The sequence below is a fragment of the Oceanicella sp. genome (genome assembly GCF_056449545.1).
The window spans coordinates 1-14,153 of record NZ_JBWOMN010000139.1 but is presented as its reverse complement, the minus strand read 5'-3'; the positions used below and the strand labels follow the sequence as shown (position 1 = coordinate 14,153).

At 71.2% G+C, this 14,153-nt stretch carries 12 protein-coding genes and 1 pseudogene; 2 read left to right on the top strand and 11 right to left on the bottom strand.

The window, feature by feature from the left end:
- The first annotated feature begins 180 nt into the window (after nucleotides 1-180).
- Together AC1HC7_RS17540 and AC1HC7_RS17535 are read left to right on the top strand one after the other, a co-directional pair.
- Complete coding sequence (locus AC1HC7_RS17540; RefSeq protein ID WP_479496897.1) at nucleotides 181-1,707, top strand: MFS transporter; 1,527 nt, start codon at nucleotides 181-183, stop codon at nucleotides 1,705-1,707.
- Nucleotides 1,708-1,743: 36 nt separating this feature from the next.
- Nucleotides 1,744-2,058, top strand: a complete 315-nt coding sequence (locus AC1HC7_RS17535; RefSeq protein ID WP_479496890.1) for a TraR/DksA family transcriptional regulator — start codon at nucleotides 1,744-1,746, stop codon at nucleotides 2,056-2,058.
- Between the two features lie 101 nt (nucleotides 2,059-2,159).
- Here AC1HC7_RS17535 and AC1HC7_RS17530 read toward each other — a convergent pair whose 3' ends face one another.
- From AC1HC7_RS17530 to AC1HC7_RS17480, 11 genes and pseudogenes are all read right to left on the bottom strand, one after another.
- A complete protein-coding gene (locus AC1HC7_RS17530; protein WP_479496889.1) occupies nucleotides 2,160-4,175 on the bottom strand; it encodes a putative bifunctional diguanylate cyclase/phosphodiesterase in 2,016 nt (671 codons plus the stop codon).
- A gap of 108 nt (nucleotides 4,176-4,283) precedes the next feature.
- The gene (locus tag AC1HC7_RS17525; RefSeq protein WP_479496888.1) at nucleotides 4,284-5,228 is read right to left on the bottom strand and encodes an AEC family transporter; all 945 of its coding nucleotides are present in this window, start codon (nucleotides 5,226-5,228) and stop codon (nucleotides 4,284-4,286) included.
- Between the two features lie 6 nt (nucleotides 5,229-5,234).
- A complete protein-coding gene (locus tag AC1HC7_RS17520) occupies nucleotides 5,235-6,047 on the bottom strand; it encodes an MBL fold metallo-hydrolase (protein ID WP_479496887.1) in 813 nt (270 codons plus the stop codon).
- Nucleotides 6,044-6,862 (bottom strand): TatD family hydrolase, encoded by an 819-nt coding sequence (locus AC1HC7_RS17515; protein WP_479496886.1) that lies wholly within the window; start codon nucleotides 6,860-6,862, stop codon nucleotides 6,044-6,046. The genes AC1HC7_RS17520 and AC1HC7_RS17515 overlap by 4 nt, the downstream gene beginning before the upstream one ends.
- A 28-nt stretch (nucleotides 6,863-6,890) precedes the next feature.
- Nucleotides 6,891-8,060: a DNA polymerase III subunit delta' gene (locus tag AC1HC7_RS17510; RefSeq protein WP_479496885.1), complete on the bottom strand. Its 1,170-nt coding sequence runs from the start codon at nucleotides 8,058-8,060 to the stop codon at nucleotides 6,891-6,893.
- Nucleotides 8,057-8,677: a dTMP kinase gene (gene tmk / locus AC1HC7_RS17505; RefSeq protein ID WP_479496896.1), complete on the bottom strand. Its 621-nt coding sequence runs from the start codon at nucleotides 8,675-8,677 to the stop codon at nucleotides 8,057-8,059. Before tmk ends, AC1HC7_RS17510 begins: the two co-directional genes overlap by 4 nt.
- Nucleotides 8,678-8,772: 95 nt before the next feature.
- Nucleotides 8,773-10,038, bottom strand: a complete 1,266-nt coding sequence (locus tag AC1HC7_RS17500) for a D-alanyl-D-alanine carboxypeptidase family protein (RefSeq protein ID WP_479499271.1) — start codon at nucleotides 10,036-10,038, stop codon at nucleotides 8,773-8,775.
- A gap of 10 nt (nucleotides 10,039-10,048) precedes the next feature.
- Entirely contained in the window at nucleotides 10,049-10,933 is an 885-nt protein-coding gene (locus tag AC1HC7_RS17495; protein ID WP_479499270.1) for an SPOR domain-containing protein, read from the bottom strand.
- A 377-nt stretch (nucleotides 10,934-11,310) separates the two neighbouring features.
- Nucleotides 11,311-12,270 carry an agmatinase gene (gene speB / locus AC1HC7_RS17490; protein ID WP_479496882.1) on the bottom strand — a complete coding sequence of 320 codons (960 nt, stop codon included), beginning with the start codon at nucleotides 12,268-12,270 and terminating at the stop codon, nucleotides 11,311-11,313.
- A 29-nt stretch (nucleotides 12,271-12,299) separates the two neighbouring features.
- Entirely contained in the window at nucleotides 12,300-13,016 is a 717-nt protein-coding gene (locus tag AC1HC7_RS17485) for an ABC-type transport auxiliary lipoprotein family protein (protein WP_479496881.1), read from the bottom strand.
- Nucleotides 13,017-13,018: 2 nt separating this feature from the next.
- Nucleotides 13,019-14,153 (bottom strand): annotated as a pseudogene (locus AC1HC7_RS17480) (hypothetical protein); the annotation flags it as partial.

Below are 14,153 nucleotides of genomic sequence, written 5' to 3'. Positions count from 1 at the left end.
CTATTGCGGAACCCCGCCCGCGCCCGCCGACCCCGCCGGGCGCGCGCCCTGACCGCAGCGAAGGACCCCATGGCCGACACCGACGGCAAGCACGGCAGCGACGCGCGCCTCGCCCCGACGCCCGCCCCGACGCCCCCACGGGGCTGGCTCTACGCCGTGACTGTCGGGCTGGCGCAGCGCATGCGCTGGTCGTTCCTGCCGCCGCTCATGGTGTATTTCGCCGCCGGGGTGTCGGGTCTGACGGCGGTGGTCGGCGCGTTCTTCGTCAAGGAGCAGCTTGACCTCTCCGCCGCCTTTCTCGCCGAGATCGCCTTCTGGGCCGGGCTGCCCTGGGCGCTGAAGATGCCGCTGGGGCATCTGGTTGACGTGATCTGGCGCTGGAAGGGGTTTCTGGTGCTGCTGGGCGCGGGGCTGATCGCCGCGAGCCTGATGATCATGCACGGGCTGGTGACGCGCAACGCCGCCATGGCCGCGCTGGCCCCGGCCGCGGCCTGGTACGTGCTCGCGGCGCTGCTGGCGCCGGTGGGCTACGTGCTGCAGGACACCGTCGCCGACGCCATGACCGTCGAGGCGGTGCCGGCGCTCGACGCCGCCGGCGCGCCGCTGCCCGAACCCGAGCAGAAGGCCATGCACACCACCATGCAGACCCTGGGCCGCTTTGCGGTGATCTCGGGTCTGGCGGCGGTGGCGCTGGTCAACATCCTGGCCTTTCAGGGCGTCGAGACCATGAGCGCGGCCGAGAAAACCGCGATCTATGCGCAGATCTACCTGATCGCGCTGGCGATCCCGGCGCTTTCGGTGAGCGGCGTGGCGCTGGGCTGGGTCATGACTCGGCGCATGAAGGCCCGCGCCCCCGCGCCCGCCGAGGCCACGCGGCCCGACTGGCGGATCTTCGGCGGCGGACTCGGCTTCGCCGCGTTCATCCTCGCGGTCGGGCTGAGCGACCCGCCTTTCGCGCAGGAAATCGTCTTTGCCGGCTCCATGGCCATCGTGCTGCTGATCATGGCGCGGCTGCTGCGCGCGCTGGCGCCGGCGCAGGCGCGCGCGCTGGTGGGCACGGCGATCATCATCTTCGTGTTCCGCGCCGCGCCCCTGCCCGGCCCCGGCGCCACCTGGTTCGAGATCGACGTGCTGGGCTTCGATCCGCAATTCCTGTCGGTGCTGTCGCTGATCTCGGCCTCGCTGGCGCTGGTCGGCATGATCGCGCTGCGCCCGATGATGGCGCGCCGCTCCATCGCCTGGATCGTGACGGCGCTCAGCATCGCCGGGGCGCTGCTGGCGCTGCCCAATATCGGCCTGGTCTACGGGCTGCATCACTGGACCTCGGCGATGACCGGCGGCGTGGTGGACGCGCGTTTCATCGCGCTGCTGGACACCGCCATGGAATCGCCGCTGGGCCAGATCGCCATGATCCCGATGCTGGCCTGGATCGCGCGCAACGCGCCGGCGCATCTGAAGGCGACCTTCTTCGCGGTCATGGCCTCCTTCACCAATCTGGCGTTGTCGGCGAGTTCCCTCGCCACGCGGCGGCTGAACGAAATCTTCGTGGTGTCGCGCGAATTGCGCGACCCCGCCGGCGCCGTCGCCGCCGCCGCCGATTATTCCCAGCTTGGTCCGCTGCTGATCCTGGTGGCGGCGCTGGGTCTGGCGCTGCCGCTCGCCACCATCGCGCTGGTGCAGCGGTCGCGGTTCCGCAGCGCCGCCTGACGACGCCCCATCCCTTCATGAAAAGGAGACACGCCCATGATCGACCCCGCCCCCTGGAAAGCCCGCCTGACCGCCCGCCTGCATGAACTGGAGGCCCGGCTCGACGACATCGAGCACGATCTCGACGCGGCGCCGCCGAAGGATTTCGAGGATTTCGCCACCGAACGCGAGGGCGACGAGGTGCTGGAAAGCCTCGGCGCCTCGGGGCTGGCGGAGATCCGCATGATCAAGGCGGCGCTGGACCGGATCGAGGCAGGCGAATTCGGCTGTTGCGTGGCATGCGGCGAGGAGATCTCGCCCGAGCGGCTGGAGATCGTGCCCCATGCCGCCAAATGCCGCAAATGCGCCTGACCGCCGGGCGCGGCCGACCCGCCGGCGCGCTGGCGATCAGCCCCCGCGCATACGGGTTCATGCGCCGCGCTTTCAGGTCGCGATCGGCCGGCGCCGGGCGTTCAAGTCGCGTGCGGCGCGCGCCCGGCGGCGGCGATGGCGGTCCGCGGCCGACCGCCGCAGCCATGCGCGCCAAGCGCGGCGTCCGCTGCGGCGAATTCGGCGAAATCGTCGGCGGTGAGCGGGCGCGACCAGTAGTAGCCCTGCCCCAGTTCGGCGCCCAGTTCCTGCAGGGCCGCCACCTGTCCAGCGTCCTGCACGCCCTCGGCGACGCACCGGATGTCCATGCAGCGGGCGATCTCCAGCGCCGCCGAGACGATGGCCCGGTCGCTGCGGTTGACGCAGAGCCCGGTGACGAATTCCCGGTCGATCTTCAATTCGCGCACCGGCAGCCGCTTCAGGTGCGACAGCGAGGCGTGCCCGGTGCCGAAATCATCAAGCGACATCTCGAATCCCATGTCGTTGATGGCGTCCAGCGTCAGCGAGGCGGCGTCCGAGCCGCGCCCGACCACGCAGCCCTCGGTGATCTCGATCACCATGTCCTCGTTGCCGACGCCGGCGTCGAGCGTGCGGCGCAGCAGCCCGAGCAGGAATTGCGGGTTCTTCAGATCCACGGGATGGATGTTCACCGCCACCGGCCCGGTGCTGAGGCCCCGCAGCCGCCAGATCAATATGTCGCGCGTCACCTGGGCGAAGACGAAATCGGTGATCCGGGTCAGCAGCCCCCGGCCTTCGGCGACCTCGAGCATCTTGTCGGGGCCGATCCAGCCCATATCCGCGTGGCGCCAGCGCAGCAGCGCCTCGGCCCCCATCAGCCGCCCGGTGCGGATGCAGCATTTGGGCTGGTAGTGGATCTGCAATTCCTGCTGGAGAATGGCGCCGCGCAGCGCCGCCTCCACGCGGTTGTCCTCCGAAATCGCGTCCTCCATGGCCGGGCGATAGGCCATGAGCAGCCCGCGCCCGGCGTCCTTGGCGCGGTTGAGCGCGATGTCGGCGCGCAGCAGCAGGCCTTCGCTGCTGCGCGCGTCGTCGGGAAACTGCGCCATGCCGATGCTGGCGCCCGTGTGGATCACCGCCTCGCCCAAGCGCACCGGCGCGGCGAGGCGATCGATGATGCGTTGGCCCACGGAGGCCGTCTCCGCATCGTCCAGGCGTTCGATCACCACCGCGAATTCATCGCCGCCGAGGCGCGCCACCATGTCTTCGCCGCGCAGGCATTCGGCGATGCGCGCGCCGACCACGGACAGCAGCCGGTCGCCCGCCGGGTGGCCGTAGCTGTCATTGACGTTCTTGAAACGGTCCAGATCCATCAGCAGCACGGCGATGCGCGCGCCGCTGCGCCCGGCCCGGTCTGTCAGCGCGCCGAGATGGTCGTGAAACGCCTTGCGGTTGGGCAGCCCGGTCACCGCGTCGGTGTAGGCGAGCAGGCGGATTTCGTCATTGGCGGCGTTGAGCGCGCGCAGGTTGCCTGACAGCTCCTCGACCGAGATCTCCATCTGGCGCGAGGTGCGCGCGGCGTTCAGCGCCATCAGGTAGAGACACAGGCTGTAGGGCGCCGAGAGCAGCGCCAGCGACCACATGTCCGCCGCGTCGCGCAACAGTGCGGTGGCGCTCAGCGCCAGCAGGATCGCGGCGACGTAGACCACCGCCGAGATCATCGCCCGGTGCAGCAGAAAGGCGCCCCCGGCGGTCATGCCGGCCGACAGCAGCCCCACGGCCATCTGCAAGGGCAGCGGGCCCTGTCCCACATGGGTGGCGACCAGGATGACCCATGGCAGGGCGAAGGCCAGCGCGAACAGCGCCATGCGCGGCCCGGCGCGGCGCGAGACCCGGGTTACGCCGCGCGCCGCCGCGCGCCGGGTGCGCATGCTCAGCCCCGCGAACAGCGCCAGCGATCCCCCGGCCCAGAGCAGCAGCGGCGCGACAGGCTCGCTGCGCAGGGCGATGGCCATGAAGGCGATGACGTTGATTGCGCTGACGGCGGCGCCGAACGGGGTCATCGCCATGACCCACTGCACGTCGGCGACGCTGGGGCGCTCGGTCATCGAACGGATGAACACCGCCCATGCCGTCCGCATCCGCGCACCCAGTTCCCCGCCCATGGCGTCCCCGCTTCCTCCGACGTCACCCAAACGTCCGGCGAAGGATAGCGAGGCTTGTGTTAAGGTTTTGTTGCCGGGGGCGGGTCAGTAGCCCGCGGCCTCCAGAACCAGCAGCCAGAATGTCACCGTGACCACCGACAGCCCGGTGGCGAGCAGCACGATCGAGGCCGTCACCCCCACGGCGCGCTGATACATGGCGGCGAACAGATAGGCGTTGATCCCGGGCGCCATGGACGCGGTGACCACGATCGAGCGCACCGACGCCTCCGACAGATCGAAATACCAGGCGCTGAGCGCGAAGGCGATCGCCGGATGCACCATCAGCGACAGGGTCGCGACCATGCCCACCTCGCCCAGCCCGCTGCGTATGGCGTAGCGCGACAACACCCCGCCCAGCGCGAACAGCATCACCGGCAGCCCGCTGCGCGCCAGCATGTCGACCCCGGCCATCAGCGGTTCGGGCATGGCCAGCCCGGATGCATTGGCGATGAAGCCCAGCGCCAGCCCAATGGACAGCGTGTTGCGAAACATCGCCGTGGAGGTGGCGCGCAGGGTCCCCGCCAGCCCGCGCCCGTCGGCGCGCGAGGCCTCCATGGCGACGATGCCCAGCAGGTAGCTGAACGGCGCGTGGATGGCGATGATGGCGTAGTTCCCCGCCAGCGCATCGACGCCGTAGGCGCGTTCGGTGATCGGCAGGCCCAGCATCAGCGAATTGGAGAACAGCGCCCCGAAGCCGATGGCGATGGATTCGCCCGGGCGGCGCTTGAACGCCGTGCGGGCGATGACGATGGCGGCGACGAAGCTGAACACGCTGCCCGCGTAGAAGCTGAACAGCAGGCGCGGGTCGAAGCTGGCGCCCAGATCCATGCGGTAGAGCGCCGCGAACAGCAGGCAGGGCACCGCGAATTTCGCCGCGTAGCCGAGCAGCCCGTCGATGGCGACGGCGGTCATGTAGCCGGCCTTGGCGGCGCCGTATCCGGCCCCGACCACCACGAAAACCGGCATGACGGTGATCAGGATCTCCAACACGCGCGCTCAGTCCCCGAGGCCGGCAAAACCCGGAAACTCCAGCACCATGCCGTCATGGGCGGGGTCGACATTGTCGGGGGTCTCGGCCGCCACCGTGTCGAAATCGAGGTCGATATGCATGTTGGTGAGCACCCCGCGGCGCACGCCGGCGCGGGCGATCCAGTCCAGCGACCGTTCCAGATGCACATGGGTCGGATGCGGCTTGTAGCGCAGGGCGTCGAGGATCCAGGTGTGCGCGCCCTCGATTTCGGCCCAGGCGGGGTCGGTCATCGCCAGCACGTCCGGCAGGTAGGCCAGCGGGCCGATGCGAAAGCCCAGCGCGTCGATCGCCCCGTGATTGACCTCGAAGGGGCGGAATTCGATCGCGCCGCCCTTGCCCTCGATCACCACCGGCCCGTCGATGGTGCGCAGATCGAGGATCGGCTGATAGGGCGAACCCGGCGGCTGCACGAAGGCGTAGCCGAAGCGGTTGATCAGTGAATTCTGGGTTTCGGGATTGGCCCAGACCGGCAGGCGTGCGCGGCGGTTGAAGACGATCATGCGCAAATCGTCGAGCCCGTGCACATGGTCCGCGTGCTCATGGGTGTAGAGCACCGCGTCGAGCAGCCCGACCCCCGCATCCAGCAATTGCTGGCGCAGGTCCGGGGTGGTGTCGATCAACACCCGGGTGACCCCGTCGGGGCCGAGGCGTTCGACCAGCATCGAGCAGCGCCGGCGGGTGTTTTTCGGGTTTTCAGGGTCGCAGGCGCCCCAATGGCCGCCAAGCCGCGGCACGCCGCCCGAGGACCCGCACCCCAGAATGGTGAAGCGCAGCGTCATGCGACGCCCCGGTCGGCGCCGGCCCCGGGCCACGCGGCCGCCTTCGCGAACAACCGGTCGAAATTGGCGGTGGTCGCGGCGGCGAAATCCGCGGGCGAGATCCCGAAGACCTTCGCCCCCACGGCCGCGGTCAGCGCCGTGAAGGCGGGCTCGTTGCGCTTGCCGCGATGGGGCGGCGGCGCCAGATAGGGCGCATCGGTCTCCACCAGCACCCGCTCAAGCGGCGCGTCGGCGAAGATGGCGCGGATCTCGTCGGAGCGCCTGAAGGTCGCGATCCCCGACATGGACAGATAAAACCCCAGTTCCAGCGCCGCCTCGGCCAGCGCCCGGCCCGAGGAAAAGCAGTGCAGCACGCAGCCAAAGGCCCCGGCGGCGCGTTCCTCGGCCAGGATGCGGATCATGTCGTCATCGGCGTCGCGGGCGTGGATGATCAGCGGCAGGTCGGTCTGGCGCGCGACCTCGCAATGGATGCGCAGGCTCTGCTGCTGCGCCGCCTTGCTGTCGGCGCTGTAGTGATAGTCGAGCCCGGTTTCGCCGATGCCGACCATCTTGGGATGGCGGGCGACGGCGACGAGATCCGCGACGGCGATCATCTCGGTCCTGGCGACGTTCATGGGATGCGTGCCGCAGGCGTAGAACACCGGGGCGTGGGCCTCGGCGATGGCGCGCGCCCGCGCTTCGCCGTCGAGCCGCGTGCAGATGGTCACCATCCGCGTCACCCCTGCGGCGCGGGCGCGGTCCAGCACCTGCGCCAGCTCCCCGTCGAAATCGGGAAAGTCCAGATGGCAATGGCTGTCAACAAGGGTCGGCGGCATGAAGGCGGCTCCGAAGCGGGGCGGGAGGTTACGCCGGAGACGCGGCCAGGGCGCGTGCCGCGGCGGCGTCGAGCGCGAGGAAGGTATCAAGGATGATCTGGCCCGGGTCAAGATTGACCGCGCGCGCCCGCGCCGCCCGGTCGGCGAAAGCCTGCGCCGCATCGGCCCAGATCCGCGCCTGCGCCGGGGCGGCGGCGAACCGCGCGCACAGCGCCGCCTCGCCGGGGGCGGCCTCCGGCGGGGCGATCCCCCGCGCCGCCGCCCGCGCCAGCCGCGCCAACAGCAGGCTGGCGAGCCGGATGGCGGCGTCGAGGCGCGCCGCGCCCTCCCGCCCCGACGCGCCGCTCGCCAGCGCCTGCAGCGCCGCCCCGTCCATGCCCGGCGCGCTGGCCAGCAGCTTGACCAGCGTCGCGTAGATCTGCGGGCCGTCGATCGCCGCCAGCCGCAGCGCCTCGCCCGCCGACCCCTCGGCCAGCAGCGCCAGCGCCCTGGCCTGCGGGTCGCCCGGGTCCATGGCGACGGCGCCAAGCAGGTCCGCCTCGTTCAGCGGTTTCAGCTTCAGGTCGCGGCAGCGCGAGCGCACCGTGGGCAGCAGCCCGCCGGGCGCGTGGCTGATCAGCAGGAACAGCGAATTGGCGGGCGGCTCCTCGATCAGCTTCAGCAGCGAATTCACCGCCTGCGGGTTCATTTCATCCACGCAATCGACGATGGCGACGCGCCAGCCGCCATCGGCGGCGGTCTGCTGGAACAGGTGTTTCAACGCCCGGGACTCCTCGGCGTTGATCACCGTCATCAGGCGCTTTTTCTTGTCGTCCCAGGATCGGCGCAGCAGGCGGATGCGGCCCTCGCCCAGCGCGGCGACGCGGCGAAACACCGGATCGTCGGGATCCATCTGCAGGCTGTCGGGGATCGGCGCCGCGTCGGGCGCGCCAAACAGCCCGCCATCGCCGGTTTCGGGCGGGCGCGCGATCATCGTCCGGGCGATGCGCCAGGCCAGCGTCGCCTTGCCGACGCCGCGCGGGCCGGCGAGCAGCCAGGCATGGGGCAGCCGCCCGGCCCGCCAGGCGTCGAGAAACGCGGCCTCCGCCGCCTGCTGACCGTAGAGCGCCGCGGTTTCGCGCGGATGCGGCGCGCCCTCGACGCGGTCGGCTTCGGGGGGCGCGGCCGCGGGGTCGACGATTTGCGCGCGGCGGGTCACGGGCGGGCGCCCAGCAGCGGCGCCAGCGCCGTCGCGACGCGCCCGGCGACTTGATCCGCGTCGCCCTCGGCGTCGATCATGCGGCAGCGATCGGGATGCGCCGCCGCAAGTTTTCGGAACTCGGCGCGCACGGTCCGCTGCAGCGAGACGCCGAATTTCTCGAAGCGTTCCTCGGCGATGTCCCGCGCCAGCCCGCGCGACAGCCCTGTTTGGGGCGATATGTCGAAAATCAGGGTCAGGTCCGGGGTCAGTCCGATCACCAGATCGTGCAGATCGTCGGCCAGCGCCGCCCCGGCGCCGCGAGCGACCCCCTGATAGACCCGGGTGGAATCGGCGAAACGATCGCAAAGCACCACCGCGCCGCGCGCCAGCGCCGGGCGGATCACGCGTTCCACATGATCGCGGCGCGCGGCGACGAACAGCAGCAATTCGGTGACCGGCGACCAGCGTCCGGGATCGCCTTCCAGCACCAGCGCGCGGATCTCCTCGGCCCCCGGGGCGCCGCCGGGTTCGCGGGTCTCGACCACGTCGCGCCCGGCGGCGCGCAGCCCGGCGGCGACCCGGCGCAGCTGCGTGGTCTTGCCGGCGCCGTCGCCGCCCTCGAAGGTGATGAACAGACCGGGCGGCGCGGCGCTTTCGTCCGCGCCATCCGCCTTCGCGCCCCCCTGCTTCGCCCCCCGCTCCTTCGCCCCCGCCGCGCGCGTCACCGGGGTCAGTCCCCCGCCGCCTGGGTCGCGGCGTCGATGGCCTGACGCAGCAGCAGCCCCGCCGCCGCCTGCAGGCGCACCAGATAATTGCCCTTGTCCACGGCCTTTGCCGCCACCACGGGGATCGTCATCGGGGCCATGCCCGGCGCGCTGACCCGCAATTCGGCGATGCGCTGGCCCTTGGCGATCGGGGCCTCGACCGGGCCTTCGTAGAAGATTTCCGCCTTCACCTTGCCGCGCGCGGCATAGGGCAGGGTCACGCGCACATCCTCGGCCACGGTCAGCGGCGCCATGGCGCTTGCGCCAAGCCAGACCTCGGCGGCGCCCAGCACCTGGCCGCTGGCGTAAAGCGTCTCGTTGGCGAATTCGCGAAACGCCCAGTCCATCAGCCGCTCGGCCTCGACCGAACGTTCCTGCACGCTGCTCAGCCCGCCAAGCATCAGGATCACCCGCCGGTCGCCGCGGGTCGCCGAACCCACCAGCCCGTAGCCCGCCTCCGCCGTATGGCCGGTCTTCAGCCCGTCGGCGCCGATATTCAGATACAGGAGCGGGTTGCGGTTTTTCTGGGTGATCTTGGCCCAGGTGAATTCGGTTTCGGCGAAGTAGCCGTAATATTGCGGAAATTCGGTGATGATGCGCCGGGCGATGAACACCAGGTCATTCGGGCTCATCACCCCGCGCGGATCGGGCCAGCCGGTGGAATTGGCGAAAACGCTGTCCATCATGCCCAGTTCGCGGGCGCGCTCGGTCATGCGCCGGGCGAAGGCGGTCTCGGTCCCGGCCAGCCCCTCGGCCAGCACCACGCAGGCGTCATTGCCCGACTGCACGATGACGCCGCGGATCAGGTCTTCGATGCGGATCGAATCGCCCTCGCGGGTGAACATCTTCGAGCCGCCCATCCTGGCGGCGCGGGCTGACACCCGGAACCGGTCGTCGAGGTCGAGCCGCCCGTCGGCCAGGGCCTCGAACACCAGGTTGAGGGTCATCAGCTTGGACATGGAGGCCGGCGGGATCGGCGTCTGCGCGTTCTTCTCCAGCAGCCGGGCGCCGGTCTCCGCATCCACCACCAGCGCCGCGCGCGCGGCGGTTTCCAGCGCCGACCCGGCGCCCGGCGTCAGCAGCAGCGCGAGCGCGAGCAGCAGCGGCGCGAGCCCAAGGCGGAACGGGGCGGGGAAGCGGGCGAGCGGCGTGCGGGACATGGCGGGTTCCTGCGCTGTGGAGCTTTGGCGGGCGAACGTGGCGTGCATCGGCGGCGAGACGCATCTGGTCATGGCGCGCCCCCTACCGCCGCACGCTGAAAGCGTCGGCATAGCCCGCCGCGCGGGCCTGCGCCAGCGCCGCCGACATGGCCTCGGGGTCGTCGAACGGGCCGAGCAGCAATTCGCGCATGGCGCGATCGCCGGCCCAGACCCGGCGGATGCGGGTCGCGAGCCCGGCGTCGGCGAAGCCCCGGGCGGCGCGATCGGCGTAATCCGGGTTCGAGAAGGTCGCGACCTGCAGATACGCCGCCTTCGCCGGAGGCCCGGCGTCCCGGGGCGCGGCGGCGGTCACTGCCGTGGGCGCGGGCGCCTCGGCGGCGGGTTTGACGGCGGCGGGCCGGGCGGGGGCCGGCGTCGCGGCGGGTTTGGCGGCGGCGGGTTTGGCGGCGGCGGGCATGGCGGCGGCGGGCGTCGCCGAAACCGGCGACATCGCGGCGGCAGGCGCCGGGCGGGCCGGCGCGCCCGGTGACTTGGGTGCGGCGCCGGTCTCGCCGGCGCTGTCGATGGCGCGCGCGATCTTCGCCTCGAAATCCTTCGGCGCCGCCGGGGCGTTGCTGTCCGGCCGGGGGGCGGATGCGGTCTTGCCGTCCGGTCGGGCCGCGGCCGAGGGCGCGGCGTCGGGACGGATCGGCGCATCGCGCAGCGCGACGATGCGGATCCGCGCAACCTTGCCGGCGCCGACCTCCAGCGCCGCCGCGGCGTCGGCCGAGATCTGGATCGCCGGGCCGCCCAGCCTGCCGTCGCGGCGCAGCAGCGCGCCCTCGGTCTGAAGACCGGAATCAAGATTGACGATGCGCACCCGCGTCGGGCGCTCGACCAGTGGATGCGCGGCCCAGATCCCGCCCAGCGACGGCAGCCCGTCCCAAAGCGTCAACCCGGTGGATTCGAAGATGTCGGGCGCCTCCATCTCGGCGCGCGGCGGGTTGCCGGATGGCGGGTCCCGGGGCGGCGCGGCGGCCTCGGCCGGCCCGATCGCCGCCGCCTCCGACGGGGACCGATCAGTGGGGGCTCGATCTGCCGGCGCCGGCGCATCGGCGCCTGGCGGCGCGCCCGGAGTCTGCCGCGCGCCGGGGCCCGGCGCCCCCGGCTGCGCGCAGGCCGACAGCATGGCCAGCGCCATGGCCGCCAGGCCCCGGCGCCACGTCGAACCGCCAATCCTCACGCCCCGCCCTGCCTGCATTTCCCGCCCAAGAATCCCGTTTGCGCATCGCCCTGCTCTCTGGCTGGGACGCTACAGGAGCCACCAGGCAAAGAAAAGCCGCCGCGCCCCCGGGACCGCCCGGTTCAGGGCCGATCCGGCCGATTGCCGAGCATCCGCCCGATGGCGTTCATCAGGATCTGCGCGGCGAGGATCGGGGTGATCCCGGCGGGGTCGTAATCGGGCGCCACCTCGACCAGATCCATGCCCACGATCTCGCCCTGCCGGGTCAGCCCGTCGAGCAGCTCCAGCACCTCGTAATACAGGAACCCGCCATGGCTGGGCGTGCCGGTGCCCGGCGCGATCGAGGGATCGAATCCGTCGATGTCGAGGCTCACATAGTAGCGCGCCCCGGCCGGGATGCGCGCCAGCGCGCCGGCCACGCCCAGCGCCCGGAACTGGCGCACGGACAGGATGTCCGAGCCCATGGCCTCGGCGGCCAGATAGCCCTCGCGCGCGGTGGAGGACACGTTGCGGACGCCAAGCTGGGTCAGCCCGCCCACCCAGGGCTTTTCGGCGGCGCGGCGCATGGGGTTGCCGTGGCCGTTGCGCACCCCGTGGCGTTCGTCGACGAAATCCAGATGCGCGTCGATCTGCACCAGATGCACCGGCGGCTGATCTTCGAACGCCTCGATGCAGGGGATGTTGACGGAATGATCGCCGCCGATGGTGACCGGGATCGCCCCCGCCGCCAGCGCCTTGCGAACCCCGAACGCGATGTTGGCGTGGGATCGCGCGGTGTCTGTGTGCACGATGTCCGCATCGCCCATGTCCACGATCCGCGCGCCGTCGAGATAGGTGACGCCGTCCTCGTGGTCATAGGCGCCGCCATGGCCGAAGGCGAACAGGGTCGAGGCCTCGCGCACCGAACGCGGCCCGAACCGCGCCCCGGCCCGATACTGCGTGCCGGCGTCGAAGGGCGCGCCGAGGATCGCCACATCGGCGTCGAACGCGTCCCAATCCGGCGCATGCGGATACTTGCCGAAGGTGCAGATGCCGGTGAAGGGCAGGTTCAGCCGCCCGCGATCATAGGCGTTTGCGGTCATGGCGGGGTCCTTCTGCCGGCGCGGCGCGATCAGTAGCGCTGGCGGCGGGGCTGCGCGGCGATGGTGCGCACGGTCCACTCCACCGCGGCGCGCATGGTCTTGCCCAGCGCGACGTCAAAGCTGCGCACCACGTCGATCATGTCGTTGGAGGGCGAGGGGATCAGGCGTTCGAAGGATTCCGAGGCGATGATCAGCCCCTCCGGCTCGGCGACGATCTTCAGGTTGAGCTGGACGTTGACGCTCACCGGCCCCTCGCCCTCGGGCGGCGCCAGCGCCTGGAATTCGCGCAGTTCGGTGAACAGGGTGTAGTCCGAGGTCAGGCCGATGGCCTCGCGCCCCACCGATTCAACCGCGCCGGTGTTTTCCAGCGATTCGATCAGCAGCGTCTGCACCATCTGCGGCGCGCCGTCGGCCCAGCGCGCGACCGGAAAGTATTCGACCTTGAATTCGTTGGACTTCACCGGAATCCGGTTGGTGTTCACGTAACTGGTTGCGGTGGGCACGTCGACCACGATCTGGCTGCGCACTTTCGGCAGATCGGACGAGAACGTGCTCTTGGGCGTCAGATCATAAAGATCGGTGGGCTCGGTGACCGCGGAAAGCGTGTTGAGCCCGGCGCAGGCGGACAGCAGCGCCGACAGCGCAGCGCCGGCGGTCAGCCGCCCAGCCAGCCGCCCCGCCGGGCGAAACCGGCCGGCGCGGGGGGACGCCGCGCGGGTCGGCGATAGGCCTGAGACAGTGATCATGCTCATCTCCTGAATTCCTGCGTCCGGCCGCCCAGCAGGAACCGGGCGGGGTCGCGTTCGATCTTCGCCGACAGCCGCTGCAACGTGTTGATCAGTTCGCGCGATTCCCTGATGAAACGCAGGAATTGCGGCAGACCGGCCTTCAGGAACCCGTCGATCTGTTCCCTGTTGTCCACCACCACGCTGTTGAGGCTGGCGACCAGCCCGGAGGTCTTCTTCAGCATGCCGCGCACTTCGCCGGTGATCACCGGCACGTCGGCGGCGATGGTCTTGATCGAGACCGCCAGATCCCCCGAGGCGCTGCGCACATCGGCGAGGATCGCGTCCACGTCCTCCTCGAGAATGACATTGACCTGGTCGATGGCCTGGTTGGCGGCGATCAGCGCGCCGTCGGCGTTGCCCATGGTCGCGCGGATCGCGGTCAGGGTGGCGTCGCTGTTGTTCAGCGTGGTCCGGAACGCGGCCAGCGCCTCGTCGGTGTTGCCCATGGTCGCGCGGATCGAATTCAGCGCCCTGTCGCTGACCGTCATGGTGTCGGCGATCGCGGCCAGCGTCACGTTGGCGTTGGCGAAGCTTTCGGTCGCGGCCTTCAGCGCGGTCTCGGTCTCCGCCGCCAGCATGTCGAGATCGCCGGTGAACGCGGAGAGGTCCCCGCCCACCTTGTCGACCACGCGATTGACCGTGGCGGCGGCGGCGCGCACATCGGCGACGATGGCGGGCATGTCGGTTTCGAGCGCGGCGTTGATCGCCTCCAGCGCGCGCCTGGCCTCGGCGGCGACGGCGGCGGCGTCGGCGACCAGCGCCGCGCCCTCGCCCGCCACCAGCGCGTCGATGCTGTCCGAGGTCGTGGCGATCGAGGCGAACATGGCGTCGGCGTTGTCAAGCGTCGCCTGGGCCTGGATCAGCCGCGCCGTGGCGGCCGCGCCCACCGCCTGGGCCTGGGCGGTCAGGTCGGCGGCGGCGATCTCGATGGCGCGGGCGGTGGCCTCGGCCTGGGCGATGGCCGGGTCGGCGGCGGCCAGCGCGGCGCGCGCGTCGGCCACCAGCGCGGCGCCGTCGCCGGCGATCAGCGCATCGGCGTCGCGCGCCGCGAGATCGAAGGACTTCAGGGTCTTGTCGGCGCTGGCCAGCGCCGCG

Bases quoted from the DNA above. Each gene is read 5' to 3' on its own strand.
- AC1HC7_RS17495 (WP_479499270.1), bottom strand. From the start codon at position 10,933: ATGGAGGCGCCCGACATCTTCGAATCCACCGGGTTGACGCTTTGGGAC.
- speB (WP_479496882.1), bottom strand. From the start codon at position 12,270: ATGACCGCAAACGCCTATGATCGCGGGCGGCTGAACCTGCCCTTCACC.
- AC1HC7_RS17535 (WP_479496890.1), top strand. From the start codon at position 1,744: ATGATCGACCCCGCCCCCTGGAAAGCCCGCCTGACCGCCCGCCTGCAT.
- AC1HC7_RS17530 (WP_479496889.1), bottom strand. From the start codon at position 4,175: ATGCGGACGGCATGGGCGGTGTTCATCCGTTCGATGACCGAGCGCCCC.
- AC1HC7_RS17540 (WP_479496897.1), top strand. From the start codon at position 181: ATGCGCTGGTCGTTCCTGCCGCCGCTCATGGTGTATTTCGCCGCCGGG.
- AC1HC7_RS17500 (WP_479499271.1), bottom strand. From the start codon at position 10,038: ATGACCAGATGCGTCTCGCCGCCGATGCACGCCACGTTCGCCCGCCAA.
- AC1HC7_RS17520 (WP_479496887.1), bottom strand. From the start codon at position 6,047: ATGACGCTGCGCTTCACCATTCTGGGGTGCGGGTCCTCGGGCGGCGTG.
- AC1HC7_RS17515 (WP_479496886.1), bottom strand. From the start codon at position 6,862: ATGCCGCCGACCCTTGTTGACAGCCATTGCCATCTGGACTTTCCCGAT.
- AC1HC7_RS17485 (WP_479496881.1), bottom strand. From the start codon at position 13,016: ATGATCACTGTCTCAGGCCTATCGCCGACCCGCGCGGCGTCCCCCCGC.